22 protein-coding genes, 1 tRNA gene and 1 pseudogene are annotated in these 19,564 nt (G+C 69.4%); 12 read left to right on the plus strand and 12 right to left on the minus strand.

The genetic code is table 11. The features are described from left to right. Positions 1-99: 99 nt before the first annotated feature. Positions 100-1,770, plus strand: coding sequence for a hypothetical protein (locus HUS56_RS12680; RefSeq protein WP_173923816.1), 1,671 nt, complete (start codon positions 100-102; stop codon positions 1,768-1,770). Positions 1,771-1,786: 16 nt separating this feature from the next. Next, positions 1,787-2,680, plus strand: coding sequence for a hypothetical protein (locus HUS56_RS12685; RefSeq protein WP_173923817.1), 894 nt, complete (start codon positions 1,787-1,789; stop codon positions 2,678-2,680). A gap of 24 nt (positions 2,681-2,704) precedes the next feature. On the opposite strand, the gene HUS56_RS12690 is transcribed toward HUS56_RS12685, so the two are convergent. Next, on the minus strand, positions 2,705-3,328 hold the full coding sequence (locus tag HUS56_RS12690) for a GNAT family N-acetyltransferase (protein WP_217424023.1): 624 nt from the start codon (positions 3,326-3,328) through the stop codon (positions 2,705-2,707). 85 nt (positions 3,329-3,413) lie between these two features. Here HUS56_RS12690 and HUS56_RS12695 point away from each other — a divergent pair, with 85 nt between their 5' ends. Beyond that, the gene (locus HUS56_RS12695; protein ID WP_173923818.1) at positions 3,414-3,887 is read left to right on the plus strand and encodes a MarR family winged helix-turn-helix transcriptional regulator; all 474 of its coding nucleotides are present in this window, start codon (positions 3,414-3,416) and stop codon (positions 3,885-3,887) included. Then, positions 3,884-4,540 carry a hypothetical protein gene (locus tag HUS56_RS12700; RefSeq protein ID WP_173923819.1) on the plus strand — a complete coding sequence of 219 codons (657 nt, stop codon included), beginning with the start codon at positions 3,884-3,886 and terminating at the stop codon, positions 4,538-4,540. Before HUS56_RS12695 ends, HUS56_RS12700 begins: the two co-directional genes overlap by 4 nt. 176 nt (positions 4,541-4,716) lie before the next feature. Here HUS56_RS12700 and HUS56_RS12705 read toward each other — a convergent pair whose 3' ends face one another. After that, the gene (locus tag HUS56_RS12705; protein WP_173923820.1) at positions 4,717-6,471 is read right to left on the minus strand and encodes a pyruvate dehydrogenase; all 1,755 of its coding nucleotides are present in this window, start codon (positions 6,469-6,471) and stop codon (positions 4,717-4,719) included. Between the two features lie 272 nt (positions 6,472-6,743). On the opposite strand from HUS56_RS12705, the gene HUS56_RS12710 reads away from it, so the two are divergent. Further along, positions 6,744-6,820 (plus strand) — tRNA-Pro (locus tag HUS56_RS12710). 405 nt (positions 6,821-7,225) lie between these two features. Here HUS56_RS12710 and HUS56_RS12715 read toward each other — a convergent pair. The 8 genes from HUS56_RS12715 to HUS56_RS12750 form a co-directional block, all read right to left on the minus strand. After that, positions 7,226-7,495, minus strand: a complete 270-nt coding sequence (locus HUS56_RS12715) for a hypothetical protein (RefSeq protein ID WP_173923821.1) — start codon at positions 7,493-7,495, stop codon at positions 7,226-7,228. Between the two features lie 138 nt (positions 7,496-7,633). Further along, complete coding sequence (locus tag HUS56_RS12720; RefSeq protein ID WP_173923822.1) at positions 7,634-8,056, minus strand: DUF1801 domain-containing protein; 423 nt, start codon at positions 8,054-8,056, stop codon at positions 7,634-7,636. Between the two features lie 23 nt (positions 8,057-8,079). Further along, positions 8,080-8,769, minus strand: a complete 690-nt coding sequence (locus HUS56_RS12725; protein WP_173923823.1) for a dihydrofolate reductase family protein — start codon at positions 8,767-8,769, stop codon at positions 8,080-8,082. Beyond that, positions 8,766-9,764, minus strand: a complete 999-nt coding sequence (locus HUS56_RS12730) for a lysylphosphatidylglycerol synthase transmembrane domain-containing protein (protein WP_217424024.1) — start codon at positions 9,762-9,764, stop codon at positions 8,766-8,768. Before HUS56_RS12730 ends, HUS56_RS12725 begins: the two co-directional genes overlap by 4 nt. Next, positions 9,764-10,579: an SAM-dependent methyltransferase gene (locus HUS56_RS12735; RefSeq protein WP_173923825.1), complete on the minus strand. Its 816-nt coding sequence runs from the start codon at positions 10,577-10,579 to the stop codon at positions 9,764-9,766. Before HUS56_RS12735 ends, HUS56_RS12730 begins: the two co-directional genes overlap by 1 nt. After that, positions 10,576-11,655, minus strand: a complete 1,080-nt coding sequence (locus tag HUS56_RS12740; protein WP_254431508.1) for a glycosyltransferase family 4 protein — start codon at positions 11,653-11,655, stop codon at positions 10,576-10,578. Before HUS56_RS12740 ends, HUS56_RS12735 begins: the two co-directional genes overlap by 4 nt. 5 nt (positions 11,656-11,660) lie before the next feature. After that, complete coding sequence (locus HUS56_RS12745; protein WP_173923827.1) at positions 11,661-12,062, minus strand: 6-carboxytetrahydropterin synthase; 402 nt, start codon at positions 12,060-12,062, stop codon at positions 11,661-11,663. Beyond that, on the minus strand, positions 12,059-13,027 hold the full coding sequence (locus HUS56_RS12750; RefSeq protein WP_254431443.1) for a zinc-binding alcohol dehydrogenase: 969 nt from the start codon (positions 13,025-13,027) through the stop codon (positions 12,059-12,061). Before HUS56_RS12750 ends, HUS56_RS12745 begins: the two co-directional genes overlap by 4 nt. A 99-nt stretch (positions 13,028-13,126) precedes the next feature. On the opposite strand from HUS56_RS12750, the gene HUS56_RS12755 reads away from it, so the two are divergent. Continuing rightward, positions 13,127-13,864 (plus strand): CDP-alcohol phosphatidyltransferase family protein, encoded by a 738-nt coding sequence (locus tag HUS56_RS12755; protein WP_173923829.1) that lies wholly within the window; start codon positions 13,127-13,129, stop codon positions 13,862-13,864. Here the strand turns inward: HUS56_RS12755 and HUS56_RS12760 are convergent. Further along, positions 13,821-14,246 (minus strand): hypothetical protein, encoded by a 426-nt coding sequence (locus HUS56_RS12760; RefSeq protein WP_254431444.1) that lies wholly within the window; start codon positions 14,244-14,246, stop codon positions 13,821-13,823. The two genes, HUS56_RS12755 and HUS56_RS12760, sit on opposite strands and share 44 nt — an antisense overlap. A gap of 39 nt (positions 14,247-14,285) precedes the next feature. On the opposite strand from HUS56_RS12760, the gene HUS56_RS12765 reads away from it, so the two are divergent. Both HUS56_RS12765 and HUS56_RS12770 read left to right on the plus strand, forming a co-directional pair. Beyond that, a complete protein-coding gene (locus HUS56_RS12765) occupies positions 14,286-15,950 on the plus strand; it encodes a sulfatase (protein ID WP_173923830.1) in 1,665 nt (554 codons plus the stop codon). A 51-nt stretch (positions 15,951-16,001) separates the two neighbouring features. Next, a complete protein-coding gene (locus tag HUS56_RS12770; protein ID WP_173923831.1) occupies positions 16,002-16,271 on the plus strand; it encodes a hypothetical protein in 270 nt (89 codons plus the stop codon). Between the two features lie 37 nt (positions 16,272-16,308). Here the strand turns inward: HUS56_RS12770 and HUS56_RS12775 are convergent, their stop codons facing one another. Then, positions 16,309-16,530 carry a PLD nuclease N-terminal domain-containing protein gene (locus tag HUS56_RS12775; protein ID WP_173923832.1) on the minus strand — a complete coding sequence of 74 codons (222 nt, stop codon included), beginning with the start codon at positions 16,528-16,530 and terminating at the stop codon, positions 16,309-16,311. 129 nt (positions 16,531-16,659) lie between these two features. Between HUS56_RS12775 and HUS56_RS12780 the strand changes: the two genes are divergently transcribed. The 4 genes and pseudogenes from HUS56_RS12780 to HUS56_RS17500 all read left to right on the plus strand — a co-directional run bounded on the left by HUS56_RS12780 (position 16,660) and on the right by HUS56_RS17500 (position 19,488). Continuing rightward, positions 16,660-17,238 carry a mismatch-specific DNA-glycosylase gene (locus HUS56_RS12780; protein ID WP_173923833.1) on the plus strand — a complete coding sequence of 193 codons (579 nt, stop codon included), beginning with the start codon at positions 16,660-16,662 and terminating at the stop codon, positions 17,236-17,238. A gap of 9 nt (positions 17,239-17,247) precedes the next feature. Beyond that, positions 17,248-17,934: a CoA pyrophosphatase gene (locus HUS56_RS12785; protein WP_173923834.1), complete on the plus strand. Its 687-nt coding sequence runs from the start codon at positions 17,248-17,250 to the stop codon at positions 17,932-17,934. 164 nt (positions 17,935-18,098) lie between these two features. Beyond that, a pseudogene (locus tag HUS56_RS17495) lies at positions 18,099-18,986 on the plus strand (FAD-dependent oxidoreductase); the annotation flags it as partial. A 301-nt stretch (positions 18,987-19,287) separates the two neighbouring features. Further along, positions 19,288-19,488, plus strand: coding sequence for a hypothetical protein (locus tag HUS56_RS17500; protein WP_371808325.1), 201 nt, complete (start codon positions 19,288-19,290; stop codon positions 19,486-19,488). The last annotated feature ends 76 nt before the right edge of the window (positions 19,489-19,564 follow it).

Here is a 19,564-nt window from a genome sequence, read left to right on the forward strand (position 1 = left end):
GCCGCGGTGCGCCCTCTCGGTCGTGCGTCGACCGCTCGGCACCGCACGGTGCCCGAATGGACCTTGCAGGAACCCGGCCATGGGGTCAGAGTTCGGAGTATGCATCGGGAGGTGCGTGGCCGCGATGGTGCGGCCGACGGACAACGGCAGATCCGCGCCGTGCAACGCGCGCGCCCGTCACGCACGCCCGACCGCGTCCCCGGCGCCCGAGCCCCGGTCCTGCACCTGCAGTCGGCCGCGGGGAATCGCGCCGTCAGCGGCGTGCTGACCCTGCGACCCGTGGTGCAGCGCACGCAGCTGTACATGTTCGGGGGCGGCAGGGTCACGGACTTCAACGGCCCCGGCACGAATGAGCGCAAAGCCGTTGAACTGGCGCAGAAGCGGCTCATCGCGCTGGGGGTGCTCACCGCCTCCGATGCCGCTGCCGACAAAGCCCGGATCGCCGCGCGAACCGGCCGGATCATGGCCGGCGACATCTCCAACACGACGGCCGCCATCGACCGCTGCGACATCCAGTCCGTCTCGGAGCCGATGGCCAAGACCCTGTTCAAGGCGAACCTGGTCGCCGGCGTCGGCGTCGGCGAGACGAACGATGCGGCCGACGTCGACCTCGTGCTCAACCTGCTGCACGAGGAACACCACGTCACGAACGACGAGTTCGAGGCCGGGGAGACGGTCATCGAAGGCGTCGGCCGTACCGTCGATCCTGCGCTCGTGCCCGGCTTCCTGGCAGGCCTGACGAGGATGAAACGAGGGTACGCGGGCGGGTATCCGTTCCGCGGCTCGACGAAGCGCCGCAAGAAGCTCCTCGTGACGGAGGGGACCGCGGCGTACCAGCGAGCGTTGGACTACAACAACGCCGGTCGTGCCGCCATGCAGCGGTGGCTCGAATCGGCGGCCGCCCAGTCGAGGGACAAGGTGCTGCGGAACTCGGCCGAGTGGTGCCTCTCGGGCAGGATCAAGCTCTACTGCACCACGAAGACCCATGACTCAGCTGCCCGGGTGAAGGCGAACGGATCACCCAAGCGGTTCTACGCCATCTTCGGCCACCCCCTCGGTGCCTTGAGCGAGCGCCAAGTGCCCTACCTGCGCAAGCTCAGGGGCCAGACGACGTTCGACAACACGAATGTGGCGATCGAGGCGCCTTCAGGGGGTTCGGCACCGGCCGGTGCCATCACCGTGGTCGACCCGGTGCCGAGCGGCAGGAAGGCGTTCTACGAGACGATCAAGCACGAGGTGCAGCACACCGCCGACCACCATCCCGCGACCGACGAGGGAAGGTACAAGTCGGAGCTCAACGCGCGTTGGGTCGACGGGGGGTACGCCGGGTACTCGCCGCGTCGCCGGGTGCGCGCCAAGGGGTTCACGTGGAATGAGCGCCAGTACGCAATCTTCCTGAACCTCTGGAAGTACAAGGACCTGTACCCGTACGTGCGCGCGAACTGGAACGACCCCGATGCGGGCAAGCGCGCCGCCTGGCGAACCATGGTCGTCGGGTACAAGAAGCCGGCTTCGTTCAATCCGATCAACTCGGTGCGGATCGAGGGCCTGCATGAGGCGATCGCGGCATGCACGCCGGCGGATTGCGCGGCCGACGACCTGTTCCGGGCGGGTACCGGGCCCGAGAACGTGAAGGCTGCCGCCGTGAAGCGCGCCATGGGTGCACTCGACGCCCTCGATCGAGCGACGATCAAGACCAACACCGACCTGAACGCGAGCGCGTCGAGCAATCTGTCGGGCACGCTCCTCGCAGAGTTCCGGGCGCTGTGATGAGCGGTGGCCGGACATGACCCGGAGTCCCACCGTGGCGCGGGGGATCATCGATCCCGACACCGGGAGCCTGCTCGAGCTGAGTGATCGATCGGTCGGGTGGTCGACGCCCCATGGCCCGCGCGTGGACGTCACGCCCGATCACGCGTGGGAGTGCGCGGATGCCGGCGGCGGTGCCATCGTGCTCGGCGGGGAGGGATTGCTGACCTGGCGCGGTGATGGAGAGCCGGTCACGGTGGAGGCCGAAGAGGTGCATCGAGTCGCCGTTGCAGGAAACCTGGTGAGCGCGGCCACCACCGACGGCCGTGTCATGGTGTGGGCCGACATGGCAGCCGGGCGGGCGGCCGGTCACGCGCAGGTGCAATTCGAGCCTGACGAACTGTCGTGCGATGGCGTTGGACGCCGGGTGATCGTCGCGGGCTGGCTCGACGACGACGCCGCCATGACGGTGTACCACGTCGGGGGTGCGGAACCGGTCGAGGTGGTCCCGTCGACGCCATGGCCTGCGCCGACCGCGGGCATCACGCGCGCCCTCGCTGACGGGATGCTCGGTGTCGCGACATCCGACGCGGTCGAGCTGGTGGCGGCCGACGGCGATGTGCGTTCCTCCGTGCCGGTCGCCGGCATCGAGCGGCTCGTGGGGTCGGGACGAGATCTGGCGTGGGTCCGTGTTTCGAGCTCGGAGGAGCGCGCCATCATCGGAACCGCGCAGGTAGTCGGCGATGCCATCGTCGCTGGGGTGGAGCTCCCGATGCCGGGCCAGGACCGCTTTCCGGGAATTGCGGCCCTGCCCGCCGGGGTCACGGTCGTCGTGGGGACGACGACACCAGGGCTGTTGGAGTACCGATCGACAGGCAACGGGTGGTCTGAGCCGATCCGGCACGATCTGCGTGGCCGGGCGAAGCGTTGACGGCAGGTCGGGCCGGCCTGTTGCTCAGTCCCGCAGGCGACGCTCCAGGATGACCCGATCGGCCTTCGGCCGTGCCACCTCGTCGAACCCCGCGTTCACGAACATGGTGAGTGTGCCGTGGAACAGGTCTGCCGCCGCCGCACCTGGACGGGCGGCGGTGTCGACCGCATAGCCCTCGACGATGCGAGCGCCGTGCTCGAAGGCGAAGTTCGCCGCGGCCTCGGCGAGGGCACGGGCCACGCCTTTGCGTCGGTGCGCGCGCGGAATCACGAAGCACGTGACCGCCCAGATGGTCGGGTCGTCGAAGTCGGGATGCCGCGTGCCAGCCGCGATGATGCGGCTTCGCGGAATCCGCACGAGATTGGGCCGGGGCTCGACCGCGCACCAGCCGACGGGCGTCTCGCCGTCGTAGGCGAGCAAGCCCGGGCCCGAGTCGGATGCCGCCAGCTGGGCCTCGAGGCGTTCGCGAAGCGCCTCGTCGCCGACGCTGCGCCAGTCGGATCCGGGGATCTTGTACCACTGGCACCAGCAGTGCGCGGGGTCGCCGCGAGTACCGAACACGGTCTCGACGTCTTCGAACGGAGCTTCGCCTGCGGGCACGACACGCAGTTCGCTCGCCTGGGCTTCGTCGGTCGGCATGCTTGGCATGGCTTCACGCTAGTCCGCACCCCCGACATGAACAGTCGACGATCGCCATTCGTGAAGTCAGGTAACAGTGTAGTACCATCAGCATATGGTGCATGAGCCCACGGTGCTCGACCGATTGCTCGAGATCAGCGAGCTCTTCCAGAAGGACATGGCAAGGGGCAACGACGACAGCGGGCTCACGCCGGCTCGCGTGCGGCTCCTGTGGGAGCTGGCGCACAGCGGTCCGATGAGCCAGCATGAGCTCGCGACGCGCATGGAGGTCAGCCGGCGAAACATCACCGGCCTCGTCGATGCGCTCGAGGCATCCGGGCACGTCGCGCGGTCGCCGCATCCCAATGATCGGCGGTCGACGATCGTGTCGCTCGCGGCATCCGCTCAGCGCATGATGCGCGGGATGCAGCAGGAGCACGCCGACCTCACGGCCGACCTGCTCGGGGCCGTCGACCCCGTTGATCGGCCGGCGCTCGAGCGAGGCATCGATGCGATCGCCGGTCGCCTCCGCGAGCTGATCGCCGCCGACGAAGCGCGCCGCGCCGAACGCGAAGGGAGAAGGGCGTGAGCGCGTCGGTCGACATCCGCCCCGCGGCATCCGTCTGGCGTCGCGTCGGCGCGTTCCTCAAGCGTGCGCTGCTGCTCGAGCTCAGCATCTACGCGAGCATCGGCCGCTTCATCGCGCGCCGGCCGGCGATACCGCGCGGCGCCGCGGGTTTCAGCTACCACAAGCCCGTGCTCACGGTGCTGATCGTCTTCATCGTGCTGTCGGCGATCGAGATCCCGATCGTGGACCTCATCGTGCACCCGTGGCCGGCCGTGCGCATCCCGTTCCTGATCCTCGGTATCTGGGGCGTGACCTGGATGATCGGCTTCCTTTGCGCGTACCTCATGCGGCCATACACCGTGGGGCCCGACGGCCTCCGGGTGCGCCAGGGCCTCGAGATCGACCTCCCGTTCAGCTGGGACGACATCGCGTCGGTGTCCCGCAACACACGGGTCGACGAGCCCAAGTCGCCCAGGCTCGAAGAGGAGGGCGACTCGCGCACGCTCGTGTTCCGCATGGCCGACGAGACGAACATCGAAGTCGAGCTCGAGCGGCCGACGGCGGTGCGATTGCCCGGGCATGCGCCGAAGGGCGGCGAGCAGACGATCACCGGGCTGCGATTCTGGGTCGACGACCCGCGGGCCTTCATGGACGAGGTGCGCAAGTACCTGTGAGTCCGGATGCCGCGCGGCCGCCTGAGCAGCGGGGGAGAGGACTTCTCCTAGCAGAGAGGGCGATTCCTCGACACGGCGACGGCATCTGCCGGAAACGTATGAGAATCCAGTGCATGCGCCCCCCAGGGCATCCATAGCCCGGATTCTCATACGTTTTCACGTTCGGGTGTGTGACGTCAGAGCCCGGGCAGGTGCCGGATGTTGGATCGCGCCATCGCGACCGCCTCGGCCGCGCCGCCGGTCAACACGATCTTCGACATGGCGAGGGCGAACCCCTTCACCTGCTCGCCGGTGATCGCCGGCGGCAGCGAGAGGGCGCGTGGGTCGGTCACGATGTCGACGAGGGCGGGACCGTCGTGCGCGAAGGCGGCGGCCACCGCGCCACGCAGGTCCCGCGGGTCCTCGACGCGTTCCGAATGGAAGCCGATCGCCTCGCCGATGGCGGCGTAGTCGACGCCGTGCACGTCGACCCCGAAGTCGGGGAAGCCGTCGACGAGCATCTCGAGCTTGACCAGCCCGAGGGTCGAGTTGTTGAACACGAACACCTTGATCGGCAGGTGGTAGGCGACCGCGGTGATGAGCTCTCCCAGCAGCATCGAGAGACCACCGTCGCCGGCGATCGCGACCACCTGGCGTTGGGGGTAGGCGATCTGGGCGCCGAGCGCGTGGGGGACCGCGTTGGCCATCGAGCCGTGGATGAACGATCCGATGATCCGCCGGCGCGCCGTGGGCGTGACGTATCGTGCCTGCCACACGTTGCCCATGCCGGTGTCGGCCGTGAAGACGGCGTCGTCGGCGGCGGCCTCGTCGATGAGCGTGATCGCGTACTCGGGGTGGATGGGCATCGTGGTGTCGACGTCGGTGTAGGTGCCGACGACCGAGTCGAGGAGTTTCTGGTGCTTCTTCAGGGTGCGGTCGAGGAAGGTCGGGCTCTTCTTCGGCTTCACGAGCTCCGACAGCCGCACGAGGGTCGCTCGCACGTCGCCGTGCACCGGGAGCGTGACGCTCGTGCGCCGGCCGAGGTGCCTGGCGTCCGTGTCGACCTGGGCGATGACGACCTTGTCGGCGTCGGGCAGGAACTGCTCGTACGGGAAGTCGGTACCGAGCAGGAGCAGCAGGTCGGCGTCGTGGATACCGGCGTGGGCGGCGCCGTATCCGAGAAGGCCGGTCATGCCGACGTCGAACGGGTTGTCGTACTGGATCCACTGCTTGCCGCGCAGCGAGTGCCCGACCGGGGCCTTCACGAGGTCGGCGAACGCGATCACCTCGTCGTGCGCGCCTTCGACGCCGGCGCCCGCGAAGATCGCCACCGTCCTCGCCGTGTCGATCGCCGAGGCGAGACGCTGCACGTCGCCTTCGCCGGGAACGATGCTCGGCCGCTCGGTGGGAACGAACGGCGGGAATGAGGCGGACGCGTCGAACTCGGCGATATCGCCAGGCATGATGATCACGGCGACGCCCGGCCCCGCGATCGCGTGCCGCATCGCCGAGTTGACCACGCGCGGCGACTGCTCGGCGGTCGCGATCTGCTCGCAGTAGTCGGAGCACGAGATGAACAGACGCTCGGGATGGGTCTCCTGGAAGTAGCCGTTGCCGATCTCCGCACTCGGGATGTCGGTCGCGATCGCGAGCACCGGCGCTTTCGATCGGTGCGCGTCGTAGAGACCGTTGATGAGATGCAGGTTGCCCGGTCCGCTGCTGCCGGCGCAGACCGTGAGCCGACCAGTGAGCTGCGCTTCGGCGGCGGCCATGAACGCTCCGGCCTCCTCGTGGCGCACGTGGATCCAGTCGATGCCGCCCTTCGCCTTGCCACCGCTGCGACGCACGGCGTCGACGATGGGATTCAGCGAGTCGCCGACGATCCCGTAGATGTGATCGACCCCGGCATCGATGAGCTGGGCGACGAGCTGGTCGGCGATCATGCGGGCCATGGTGTTCCCCTCGGTCGACGTGCGCGTTGCCGTCAGTCTGCTCCGGATGCCGCGGGGCGTCGAGGGCTTGCGCTCGCCGGTGGTCGAGTAGGGCCGCGCGAAGCGCGTCTGCCGGTGGTCGAGTAGGCCGCGCGAAGCGGGTCTCTCGGTGGTCGAGTGGGGCCGCGCGAAGCGCGACCCGTATCGAGACCCGTAGCCACTCACCCGTGCACGAGCCGCCGCACAGATGCCGCTATGATGGTCGAGTTGCCTTCCGACGGATCGGATGGCATCGGGCTGTGGCGCAGCTTGGTAGCGCACTTGACTGGGGGTCAAGGGGTCGCAGGTTCAAATCCTGTCAGCCCGACCATGGAGTCTCGGTGAGAAATGGTTTCTTACCGGGGCTTCTGTCGTTCAACGTGAATTCCCATCCGCGGAGGGTCCGAATCCAACCGGACCACCGCTCGCGTTTCGCTCCAGGACAGCTCGGACCGGCAGAGCGCCATGCAGCGGGTCGGGGACAGCTGCTGTGTCACGCCCGCCACGGCGTGCGTCGCCGGCCGCCGCCCCGGCACGTGACGTCGGTACTCGAGGTACTGCTCGCCGTAGGTGTCGGTGAGTGTGGGCTCTTCATACACCTTCACGAAGCCGACGAACGCGGCGAGAAGCGGTAGACGCCGCTCACGACGAGGGTGCGGATGGGGGCGACCGGCACGACGAGACAGCCCCCACCGGCCTGATCGTGCCACCGCCAGCCGGTGATGAGGCGAGCCCGTCAGCCAGCCTCGCGACGGGCGCGGGTGCTCATGACGAAACCCCAGACCAGCAGGAGCACGCCGATCCCGGTGAGCACCGCCGAGCCGATGATGAGCCCAGACTGGAGCAGGCCGTCCGCCGTCCCCTCGCCCTCGGCGGGGGTGTTGCGCGGCATGAACGCGTAGATCGCGACGCCGATCAGGCCGACCAGTGTCAGTGCTGCGCCCAGGCCGAAGAAGAGTCCGCGTCGCGCCGGAGTGGTTCGGATCTCCTCGCCGGTCTCGCTCACCGGGCGAGGGTCATGTGGGCGTGAATCGTGTCGGTCCATGCCCCGAACGTATGCCGGGCAGTCTGGGAAGGCGACGGGCTTGACTTGGTCCGCGAGCCGTGTACGACCCCGCTCATCACCGCATTCGCCGAGCGCGCATCAGCGCGCCGGGTCGTCGCCGCGCGACCAGGCGATCGCGATGAGCCGGCGCAGCACGTCGAGGTCGATGTCGTCGAGCTTCTTCACGTACACGCACCCGGCGCCCTCGGTGTATCTCCCGAGCGAGGGGAGGAGGGCCGCACCCTCGGGAAGGTCCTTGATGCCGTAGATCGAGAGCTGTGCCTTGCGCGGCGAGAATCCGGTCTTGGGCCAATTGCCCTGATTGCGGGGATTCGCGGGCGAGACGTAGCGATAGCTCCCGTATCCCACGATCGACGGGCCCCACATGACGGGTTCGGTGCCGGTCACGTCGCGGAAGATCTCGGCGAGTGCCTTGCCGTCGTCGCGGCGTCGCGCAGGCGTCGCTGCGTCGAGGAAGTCTTCGACGGAGGCATCCGTCGGCTGGGTCTTGTTCTCGGCCATGGCACCCATTGTCGCGCTTGCGCTCACGTGACGCATCGGTCCGACAGCGCATACCTCAGGAGCACCATGTCGCCGACCCGCCGGTTCTCTGCGAGGACCGCGTGCCGATCGGGCGTCCACGGGAACGTGCCCTCGCCGATCAACCGGGGGGCTCGCCGGTCGCCGACGAAGAACGGGGCGATGGCGAGTTGCAGCTCATCGACGAGCTCGGACGTGAGGAACTGCGTGATCATCGTGCCGCCCCCTTCGACGAGGAGCGTACGAACGCCGCGGTCGCCGAGTTCGCTGACGACGTCGGCCATGCTGACCTCGTCGCCCAATGCGACGACGGTCGCGAGTTCACCGAGGCGGTCACGGATGCCGGGGGCCACCGATCTCGGACAGTACACGAGTCTCGGCGTGCTTCCCGAGGTGAAGAACTGCGACCGCGGATCGAGGTCACCCGTCGCGGTCACGGTGACCTTCAACGGCGACGGCGACAGGCCTTCGGCTTCGCGCCTGATCCGTCGCTCCTCGCTGCGCACGAGCAGCCTCGGATTGTCGAGGCGCACGGTGCGTGCGCCGACCAGGATGGCATCGCTGCGCGACCGCACCTCGTCGACCCGGTCGAAATCCGCCTCGTTCGAGAGCGCGAGACGCGGTGGGAACGCCGTGTCGAGGTACCCGTCGATGGACATGGCGGCGCTGAGGATGACGTAGGGCCTGTCGATCAAGATTCCACTCCTCGGTGAGCGCTGGCGAGAACCACGGCAGGTGCTGGTGCGGGGGTTCGAGCCCGGCGAAGAGCGTACATCACTGCGACGAGAAGACCGGGCGCAACGGCGATCATCGCGAGAACGCCGAAGAGGGCGGATGCCGCGACGCCCGTCGAGGCATTGAGCCCGGCGATGGCGAAGATCCAGCCGGCGACGCCCTCTCGCGGACCCCATCCGCCGATGTTCAACGGGATCGACCCGGCGATCAGGATCACCAGCGCGAGTGCGGTGAGGTGGAGTGGTGGCACGCTCGCCCCGACCGCCACGACCGCGACACCGAGGATCGCGACGTGGCATCCCACGACGACCGTCGACGCGACGACGACGCGCACCAGCGCACCCGGGGATCCGATGCCTACCCGGAGCTCGCCGAGCTCCCATCGCACCGCTCGCCTCGCACGAGCGCTCACGGCGACGATGGCGAGCGCGGGCAGGACGAGCACCGCGAAGGAGACGGCGAGGACCGGGAGCAGGAACCCGCCGAGCTCCAGGCCCGACCACGCGAGGACGATGACCGCGAGGGTGATCTGCACCACCTGCCCCGCGGAGCGCTCGATGACGACGGCACGAGCCGCCCGGGCCACGTTGCCCACGCTCCGGCCCTGCGTGACCGCGCGCTGGAGGTCACCGATCACCCCGCCGGGAAGGACGGAGTTGACGAACTGCGATCGGTAATACAGGGCGACGGCCTCGGGGAAGCGGAGCCCCACGCCGAGCCGCTTCGCGATGACGCTCCACCGCCAGGCCGCGGCGACCGTGGCGACGAACGCGAGCGCGAAGCCCACCGCGATCACGCGCAGGTCGATGCTGAACAGCCCGTGCAGGAACGGCTCCGATCCCACGTGGGCGACGACCGCGACCAGGATGCCGAGGCCGATGACGGAACGTGCGATGAGGCGGACCCACCTCGACGACAGGACCGCGGGCGCGCGGGCGCTGGCCGACGGAAGCATCAGGGCCACGCCAGCAGGTCGGTGTGCGCGACGGTGACGGCGAGCGCGCTTCGACGCATCTGCGTCGAACGTGTGGCGCGGTACTGTGCACCTTCGACCTCGAGATCGGGGCGCTCCTCGAGTGCCGCATCCCACCATCCGTCGAACCACTGCTCGACCAAGAGCGGGTCGTGCCCGCCCAGCCGCCAGAGGGTGGTGACCGCCCGAACGTGCCATCCCGCCTCGAGGAACAGGCGCTGCGCGAGGGCGGCGCCCGCGGGTCCCATGAGCCGGCGGCCACCCACCAGGCGCTCCTGGTGGGCGTTGAAGGCGGCGGCGAAGGCGTCATCGCGAGGATCCGGTGGGTCGAGTCGCACCTTCCCGGTGACGCTCAGGGTCAGCAGAACCGGGGATCCGACGGTGACGCAGGCGCGGGCGACGGTGCCCAGCTCGTCGGACGTCAGGACGTCGAGCACGGCGGACGCGGTCACGAGCGAAGCACCCTCGAGATCGTCGGGATCGAGCTGTGCGAGCTCTCCGGAGCGGGTATGGACCGACACCGGTCGCCCGCGACGATCGACCGGGACGGCGCCGTTCGCCGCACAGTCGACGAGCGACGGGTTCCAGTCATGCAGGACCCAGGTCTGCGGGCCGGGCAGCAGCGGTGCCAGCCAGCGCATCATCGAGCCGGTTCCGCTGCCCAGATCGTGGATCACGATCGGACCCGATCGAAGCCTTCGAGCGGCTGCGCGCGCGAGTTCCCGGGACCGGGCGCGCGCGTCCTCGGCTTCGCGAAGCGCCAGCCAGTCACTGCTGACCTCGATGATCTCGCTCATCCGGCACCCCGCCCTTCGGATCCGATGACGTCGATCGCGGGGACCTCGCTGAGCACGCCGGCCGCGATGGCCGCGGCGTCGTCCCAGGTTCTCGTCACCCTGCGCGAACGCAGCGCCGTGGACGCGAGCCCGGCACGCCACTCGCGGTCCTCCAGCCAGCGGCGCAGGACCGCCCGCAGTGCGACGGGATCGTCGGGCGGAATGAGGATGCCGGCCGCGTTCCCTGCGATCGCCTCCGGCACGCCACCCACGTTGGCTGCCACAACCGGGATGCCCCGAGCGAGCGCCTCGGCGATGACCATGCCGTAGCTCTCCACGCGGGATGACGCCACCACGAGGTCGGCGGCGCGATACACGTCGGCGAGTCGTCGACCCGTGCGCACTCCCGTGACCTTGACTCGCTCACCGAGTCCCGTGGATCCGATCGCCGCCAGCATCTCCATCGCGAAGTCGTGGTCTGCGTCGAGCGAGCCCACGATCGTGCAGGTCCAGTCAGGCAGGTCGGTCAGACCCGCCAGCGCCCGGACGAGCACATCCTGTCCCTTGTGCGGGGTGACCGCGCCGACGCAGACGAGGTGGCCGCCCGACTCCGATCCGGTCGCCGCCGGAGCCGGGTCGGCGCCCGGACGAGCGACGGCCGTCCGATCGGGCTCCGCCAGTCCACGTGCCACGAGTTCGGCTCGTGTCCACTCGCTGGTGGCGATCACGCGTCGCGCGGCACGGAGGGCCTCGCGCTCGCGCCCGGCCGTTTCGGCTTCGCCGAGCGGCCCGGGCAGCGCGCTCGCGACCATGTGCGCCAGCACCACGATCCGAAGGCGTGCCGAGTTCGCCTCCAGCGCCTCGGATGCCGCGACGGCGACCAATCCGTCGATCAGGACGAGCCCCTCCCGCGGAAGCGCGGACATCACGCGGGCGGCATCCGCCACGTTGCCGGATGCAACCGGGATCACGCGCACGAGGAGACCTCGCGCTCGCAGCGCTTCAGCGAGGCGCCGGTCGTAGACGTTTCCGCCGCTGACGCGCACATCGTCGTCGATGCCCTCGGGGACGATGAAGTGCACGGTCGTGTCGATCATGCGGTTCACAGGCGCCGTTCGTAGCTCGCCCAGGCGATATGGGATTCGTGGAGGGTGACCTCGATCGACGAGAGCCTCCCGCCCGCCGATCCGAGTCGTCCGTCCGCGGCGCGTTCGGCGAGGCGATCGGCGATGACCTGGCACAGGCGTTCGGTCGTCGTGTTCATCCCGGCGAATTCGGGTTCGTCGTCGAGGTTGCGATACGTCAGCGAAGCGGTGATCTCGGCAAGCATCTCGGATGCTCGTCCGATGTCGATGACGACGCCATCGGCGTCGAGGTCGTCGGCACGGAACGACGCGTCGACGATGAAGGTCGCTCCGTGCAGGCGCTGCGCGGGGCCGAAGGTCTCTCCTGAGAAGCTGTGGGCGACCATCATGTGGTCTCGCACGGTCACGGTGAAGGTCACGGGGCATCCGTCCAATCGATCGTGTGGCAGAGCGTCGTACTCCGCCCGTCGGCGAGCCCCGCCATGACGGCGGGGAGTTCGGTCCACGGGGAGTCGCCCGTGAGCAGGACGTCGAAGACCGCATCCTGCAGCAGCTCCAGCGCGAGCATCATGCGGTCGCGCGTCGATCGTGTGGCCCGCCGATGTCGGGACACGGCACCGACCTGGCTCGATCGGATCGTCAGCCGGCGCGAGTGGAAGTCGGCACCGAGTGCGAGCGTGACGGGTCGATCGCCGTACCAGCTGGCTTCGATCACCTCGCCGTCGGTCACGACGCAGTCGAGGGCGAGCTGCAGTCCGGCCTCCGAGCCGCTGGTGTTGATCACCAGGTCCCGATCACGCGGTGAATCCGCTGGTTCGGCGAAGCGGACGCCCAGTCGATCCGCGATGGAGCGACGCGACGCATCCACGTCGACCAGCACCACGTCGACGCCGGGGATGCCGCGGGCGAGTCGTGCGACGCAGCATCCGATCATGCCGGCGCCCACGACCGTGACGCGGTCGCCGATCAGGGGGGCCGCGTCCCACAGCACGTTCACCGCCGTCTCGACGGCGCCGGCGAGGACCGCACGACGAGCCGGCACATCGCGCGGCACGGGGACCACGGCGTCGGCGGGAACGACGAAGACGGACTGGTGGGGGAAGAGCGTGAAGACCGTTTGCCCGCGCAGGGCCTCGGACCCCTGCTCGACGACGCCGACGTTGAGGTAGCCGTACTTCACCGGCCCCGGGAAGTCGCCCTCCTGGAACGGGGCGCGCATCCGTTCGTGCTCGCTGACCGGCACGCGCCCCAGGAAGACGGAGGTCTCGGTGCCGCGGCTGATGCCGGTGTACCTGCTGCGCACGAGCACCTCACCCTCGCCTGGATCGACGATCGACTGGCGGCGCAGGCCCCCCACGCCCGGCTCGTCGATCCAGAAGGCCACGGACTCACGCAACCGTACGTCTCCCTCCGTGAACCATCGGACGATCTCCCTCGTAATTATGAATATGCTCGGTGAGATACGCCGGAACAAGGACATGTGATGGCGAGCGACGAGGTTCGGCTCGCGCCGATCGGGTGGGCGGCGGTCGGTGTGGCCGGTGTCACGGCCATCTGGGCCGTCGACGAGCTGCCGGCGATCGGTTGGTTCGCCGCGCTGGCGTACCTGACGGCGAGCAGTGCACTCCTGCTCGCAGCGCTGGGACGGCGCCGCTTCGAGCGCTTCGGCTGGGCGAACGCCGTCACGTCGGCGAGGTCGGCACTGGTTGCCATGATCACCGGATTGGTGGTCGCCTCCTTCGTCGAGCCGATCTCCGTACCGCTCCTGATCGGCCTGGTGATCCCGGCCCTGACCCTGGATGCCGTGGACGGGTGGGTCGCGCGTCGCACCGGAACCACCACCGAACTCGGCGCCCGGTTCGACATGGAGGTCGATGCGTTCCTCCTCCTGGTGCTCAGCGTGTACGTGGCACCACGCCTCGGACCGTGGGTCCTGGCCATCGGGCTGATGCGGTACGTCTTCGTCGCCGCCGGATGGTTCCTTCCCTGGATGCGCCTCCCGCTTCCACCCCGGTACTGGCGCAAGGTCGTCACCGCGGCCCAGGGGATCGCGTTGACCGTCGCGGCATCCGGCCTCGTGCCCCGACTCGCCGGCCTGCTCGTGGCGGTCGCACTGGCCCTGCTCGTCGAGTCGTTCGGCCGGGACGTGACGTGGCTGGCGCTTCGACGATCCGCGATCATGCCGTCTGCGGAGTTCGGACCACGATCACCGTGGCGATGAGGAGCACCACGACGCCGATGGACTCGATGACGACCGTCTCGGGGACGAGGGTGAAGTCCCAGGTCTCCCTGATGCCGAAGAACCCGACGGTCAGCGCGAGAATGAGGGCCAAGAGGGTCGCGATGACGAACAGCAGGCTCAGCACGGCGGTGATGCTCAGGAGCCGGCCGCGAAGGAACAGCATCCCGAGCGCCAGCACGAGGCCGGCGATGGCGTTCAGGACGAAGAGCACGCCGAGCAGGCCGCCGACGCCCACGAAGACGAGGTACAGGTGAATCCCGCCGACGGCGAGCAGCACGATCGCGCTGACGATCCGCGTGATCCACAGGACGGTCGTGGTGTTCCGAGTCGTCGTGGCAGCCGTGTTTCCAGTCATGGTCATCCCCGCTTCCGATCGGCGCCTCCCGCGGAGGCGCTACGGATGACACGAGACAGCGGGGGAAACGGTTCACGCGGATGGAGCCGACCGGTGCGCGGCAGGGCTTCGCTCGTGGTCGCCATCCTGCTCCTGATCGTGGCGCCGCTGATCCCAGGCGCGCTCGCCCTCGGCTCACCGGCAGCGTTGATCGGGCTCCCGGCCGAGTCGATCATCGCGCTGGCCGTGCTCTGCCTGCTTCCCTGGCGTCTCGCGCGCGGTTTCGTCGCGTTCGGCTTCGCGCTCCTCATCGTCGTCGCGATCGTGCTCGCTGCGGTCGACGCGGGCTACCGGTCGGTGCTCGACATCCCCTTCGATCCGCTCGACTGGCAGCAGTTGGGCGACGCACTGGGGGTCGTTCGAAGCTCCATCGGCGGTGCCGTCGCCAACGGGCTCGTCGTGCTCCTCGCGGTCGCTGCTGTCACATCCATGGCGGCGCTCACGTGGGCCGCGCTCCGAACGGCCGCCGCCGTCGGGCCCCACAGGAATGGATCACTCGTCATCACGTCGGTCACCGCAACGTGGCTCGTGGCCGCGCTGACGGGATCGCACGTCGCCGCCGGCCAACCGACCGCCGCGTCGGCCTCCGTCGGGGCCGTCAGCACCTCGGTCGATCACGCGGCCGAGGGGCTCGCGGCCCAGGCCCAACTGTCCGAGCAGATCGCGACGGACCCGTTCCGTGACACGTCTCCTTCGCAGCTCCTGCGCTCGCTGAAGGGCAAGGACGTCGTCTTCGCGTTCATCGAGAGCTATGGCGAGGTGGCGGTGCAGGGATCCGGCATCTCCGCGGGGGTGCGACAGGCGCTGCGAGAGGGCGAGGCCCGACTGCGCGCCGACGGCTTCGCGTCGCAGAGCGCCTTCCTCACGTCCCCGACCTTCGGCGGCCTGAGCTGGCTCGCGCACTCGACCTTCCAGACGGGACTGTGGATCGATCGGCAGTCGCTCTACAGCAAGGTCATCCGCAGCGATCGGTTCACGCTCAGCAGGGCATTCGGAACGGGCGGATGGCGCACGGTCGGTGTCATTCCCTCGAACACCGAACCCTGGCCGTTCGGTGCCTCCTTCTACCACTGGGATGCGCTGCTCGACGCGAGCAACGTGGGCTATCGGGGCCCGTCCTTCGGGTATGCGCGGATCCCCGACCAGTACACCTGGAAGTACTTCGCCGACCACGAGCTCGGCCGGCACGAGCAGCCCATCATGGCCGAGCTCGACCTGGTCTCCTCGCACACCCCATGGGCGCCCCTCCCCGAGCTCCTGCCCTGGTCGGACGTGGGCGACGGTTCCGTGTTCGCGGCGCAGACCGCGCAAGGACCGTCGGCGACCGAGGTGTGGCAGGACCCGGATCGGATACGGCAGGCATACGCCCGATCCATCCGGTACTCGCTCGAGGCGATGTTCGCATTCCTGCACGACGTCGAGGACCCGGATCTCGTGCTCGTGGTGCTCGGCGACCACCAACCCGCGACCATCGTCAGCGGCGAGGGCGCCAGCCGCGACGTCCCGATCAGCATCATCGCCAAGGATCCGGCCGTCTTCGAGAGGATCGAGGGATGGAAGTGGCAGGAGGGCATGCTTCCGTCAGCCGAGGCGCCCAACTGGCCCATGAGCGCGTTCCGCGATCGATTCCTCGAGGCCTTCAGCGCGGATCCCGGCGTCGAAGCTCGATGAGACGGACTCGCGGGGTTGGCGTGTCGCGGGATTCGAACGTATGTTCGAGACGTGGTGAAGTGGCATCCGATTCTCGCCGCGCACGAGCCGACCGCCGGCCGGTGGGAGCTCCGCGACCAGTTCGGCCGCTGCTACGGGGTCGTCGAGATCGTCCGACGAGGCGACGAGGTCGGCTACCGGGCCGACGACGGAGCGGGGGCACTCATCGGGTACTTCACGGCACTGCGTACCGCCTGCCAGGAGGTGCACCTGCGGTTCGTCCGAAGCCATGGTCCGGCGCCGTACGCCGGTTACCCCGACTTCCGCCGTCCGACCCGGTGAGGTGGCGTCAGGGCGACGGTGAGCGGCGAGCGGGTGATCAGCGCCTGCGGCCGAAGAGGAAGTACGAGATGGGGCCGATGAAGTTCACCGCGATGATCACGGCCCACAGCGGCTTCGGCCCCCGGACCTGCTCGGCCGGGCGACGTGCGAGGTTGGTCCACGCGATGGCGGCGAGCGTCAACTGAATGGATGCCGCGACGATCGATCCGGTCTTCTGCTGCGTGGTGAGATCGTTCCAGCTCTTCGGCTTCTTCTCCATGTCGGGCCTCCTTCGTCGACGGTGTCGCGGGACCGTGCGGCCTCGGTGCAACCCTAGCCCTGCGGCATCCGGCCGCCTAGCGATCGCCGGCGACCTGCGCGGCGCGCAACGCTGGGGGAGAATGCCCGAATGGGGTTCACGCGCGCCGAGCTGGAGTCGTACCGGGGCGCCGGCGTCGACGACCTCATGCCCGAGCACCCGAAGCTGGTGTTCGTGGGCATCAATCCCGGTCTCTGGACGGCCGCGACCGGCACGCACTTCGCCCACCCGGGGAACCGGTTCTATCCGGCGCTCGCCGCGGCGGGAATCATCCCGCGCCTGCCCGACTTCTCCGACGGGCTCACCGACGTCGACCGCCGGATGTTCCTCGACTCGGGCATCGGCATCTCCAACCTCGTGCGCAGGGCGACCGCACGGGCCGACGAACTCGACCGCGACGAGTTGCGGACGGGTGCTGCGCGTCTCGCCGACGACGCCGAACGCTGGGGTGCTCCCGTGGTCGCCATCGTGGGCCTCACCGCCTACCGACAGGGGTTCGATCGGCCGAAGGCACGTGCCGGGTTGCAGAGTGAGTCGATCGGCGGCGCGCAGCTCTGGGTGGTGCCGAACCCGAGCGGCCTGAATGCCCACGCGTCGGTCGCCGACCTCGCCCGCGCGTACGCCGGGCCGGCGCACGCGGCGGGAATCATCACGAGCGACCTGGCGTAGCGTCGAGTCATGCGTGCCGCCTCCGCCGACCCTCGCGCCGAGCTCGTTTCGCTGTGCGAGCGCGGGCTCGAGTGGTTGTCCGACGTCCCGCGATCGGTGCTCGCCGCTCCGTCGTTGCGCCCGGCGGCCGTGCTGGTGCTGTTCGGCGTGCTCGACTCCGTGCCGGCTCGCGCGGACGGTCCGGTCGCACGTGATCTCGACGTGCTGCTGCTGCGCCGAGCAGCGACGCTCGCCAGCCACGCCGGGCAGATCGCGTTCCCCGGCGGCCGGCTCGAGGCATCCGACACCGGACCGGTCGCCGCCGCGCTGCGGGAGGCTGCCGAGGAGACGGGGCTCGACCCCGAGGGGATCGAGCCGCTGGGAACGCTGCCGCCCATGCCCGTGCCCGTGAGCCGGCATCTCGTCACGCCGGTTCCCGCGTGGTGGTCCAGGCCGACCGAGGTCGCCGCCGTCGACCACGACGAGTCGGTCGACGTGTTCAGGGTGCCCGTCGCCGACCTGCTCGATCCGGCCAACCGGGGGAACACCGAGGGCACGTACGAGGGGCGCAAGTACCGCTCGCCGGCGTTCCTGGTCGACGGCCGGGTGGTCTGGGGTGTCACAGCGCTCGTGCTCTCGCGCATGTTCGACGAGCTCGGCTGGGCCGAGCCATGGGATCCCGACCGCATCATCGAGCGCGACGACCTCGGACTGTAGGGGCCGGATGCCGCGCGGCCGGCCTCCACCGGAATCCGCTGTGCAGTTCTCCGTCGGTCATGTCGTCGTTCACCCTTCGCGGAGGGCGCCCGGCAGCACGAGCAGGCCGCGGAGCGGGTGGTCGTGCCATCCTGAATCGAGGAGGCACCCAGAGGAGGCACTCGATGGAGCAACTCGAGGTCGACGTCCTGGTCATCGGCTGGGGCAAGGCCGGCAAGACGCTGGCCGGCGCACTCGGTCGGGAGGGGCGAACGGTCGCCATGGTGGAGCGTTCGGCCGACATGTACGGCGGCACGTGCATCAATGTCGCGTGCGTGCCGACGAAAGACCTCGTGCACAGCGCCGCGGAGCGACGACCCGAAGACAACGCCCAGCAGTGGTTCACGCAGGCCGTCGCCGGCCGTGATGCGCTCATCGACAAGCTGCGCGCACGCAACCACTTGATGCTCGCCGAGATCGACACCGTCACCCTCGTCGATGGAGTCGCGCGCTTCGTCGGCCCGCACGAGGTCGAGGTGGCGGCGGGCCCCGATCGGCTGCGGATCCATGCCGAGTCGATCGTGATCAACACCGGTACGGTGCCGGCCACGCCCGACATCGACGGCCTCGCGACGAGCGCACGCGTCTACGACTCCACATCCATCCAGCACGTCGACCCGTTCCCACGGCGTCTCGTCATCGTCGGCGGCGGTTACGTCGGGCTCGAGTTCGCCGGCATGTTCGCGAAGTTCGGCTCGAGCGTCACCGTCGTGGATCATCACGCCGAGCTCATGCCGCGCGAGGACCGCGACGTCGCTGACGCGGTGCGGGCGCTGCTCCAGGCATCCGGCGTCGAGTTCATCATGGATTCCGCTGCCGAGCGCATCACCGATACCGACGAGTCCGTCGTCGTCGGCGTGCGTGCGGCCGGATCGACGCGCGACGTCACCGCCGACGCGGTGCTCATCGCCACCGGACGCCGGCCGGTGACCGCCGATCTCGGTCTCGATGCCGCCGGCGTCGTCGTCGACGATCGCGGCTACATCACCGTCGACGATCGGCTGCGTACGTCGGTGCCCGGCGTGTACGCGGTCGGCGACGTGAACGGCGGCCCGCAGTTCACCCCTGTGTCCCTCGACGACTACCGGATCGTGCTCGACCAATTCCTGGACTCGGGTTGGCGCTCGACCGCTGATCGCGTCGCCGTGCCGAGCACGGTCTTCCTCACGCCGCCGCTCGCACGGGTTGGTCTCAACGAGACGCAGGCGCGACCCAGCGGGCGCGACGTGCTGGTGGCCGTGAAGAACGTCGCCGACATCGCGGCGATGCCGCGGCCGAAGATCCTCGGAGACGCACGGCCTGATCAAGGTCGTCGTGGATCCCGACACCGACCTCGTGCTCGGCGCGACGGTGTTCAGCGTCGACGCGCAGGAGGTCATCAATCTCATCGCGCTGGCGATGCGGGCGGGCGTCACGGCGAGCATGCTGCGCGACGGCATCTGGACGCACCCGTCGAGCACCGAGGCGCTGAACGAGGTGCTGGCGGGGCTCGCGTCCACCGCTCCCGTCGCGTGATCGCCCGGCGCCGCCGCGGCTCGACGGCGGGCCCCGTAGACATTCGTCGCGCGGAAGGGCCGACCGCGCGGTCCCC

Origin of the sequence: Agromyces sp. Marseille-P2726, from assembly GCF_902809835.1 — a bacterium.
In the GTDB taxonomy this organism is placed as follows: domain Bacteria; phylum Actinomycetota; class Actinomycetes; order Actinomycetales; family Microbacteriaceae; genus Agromyces.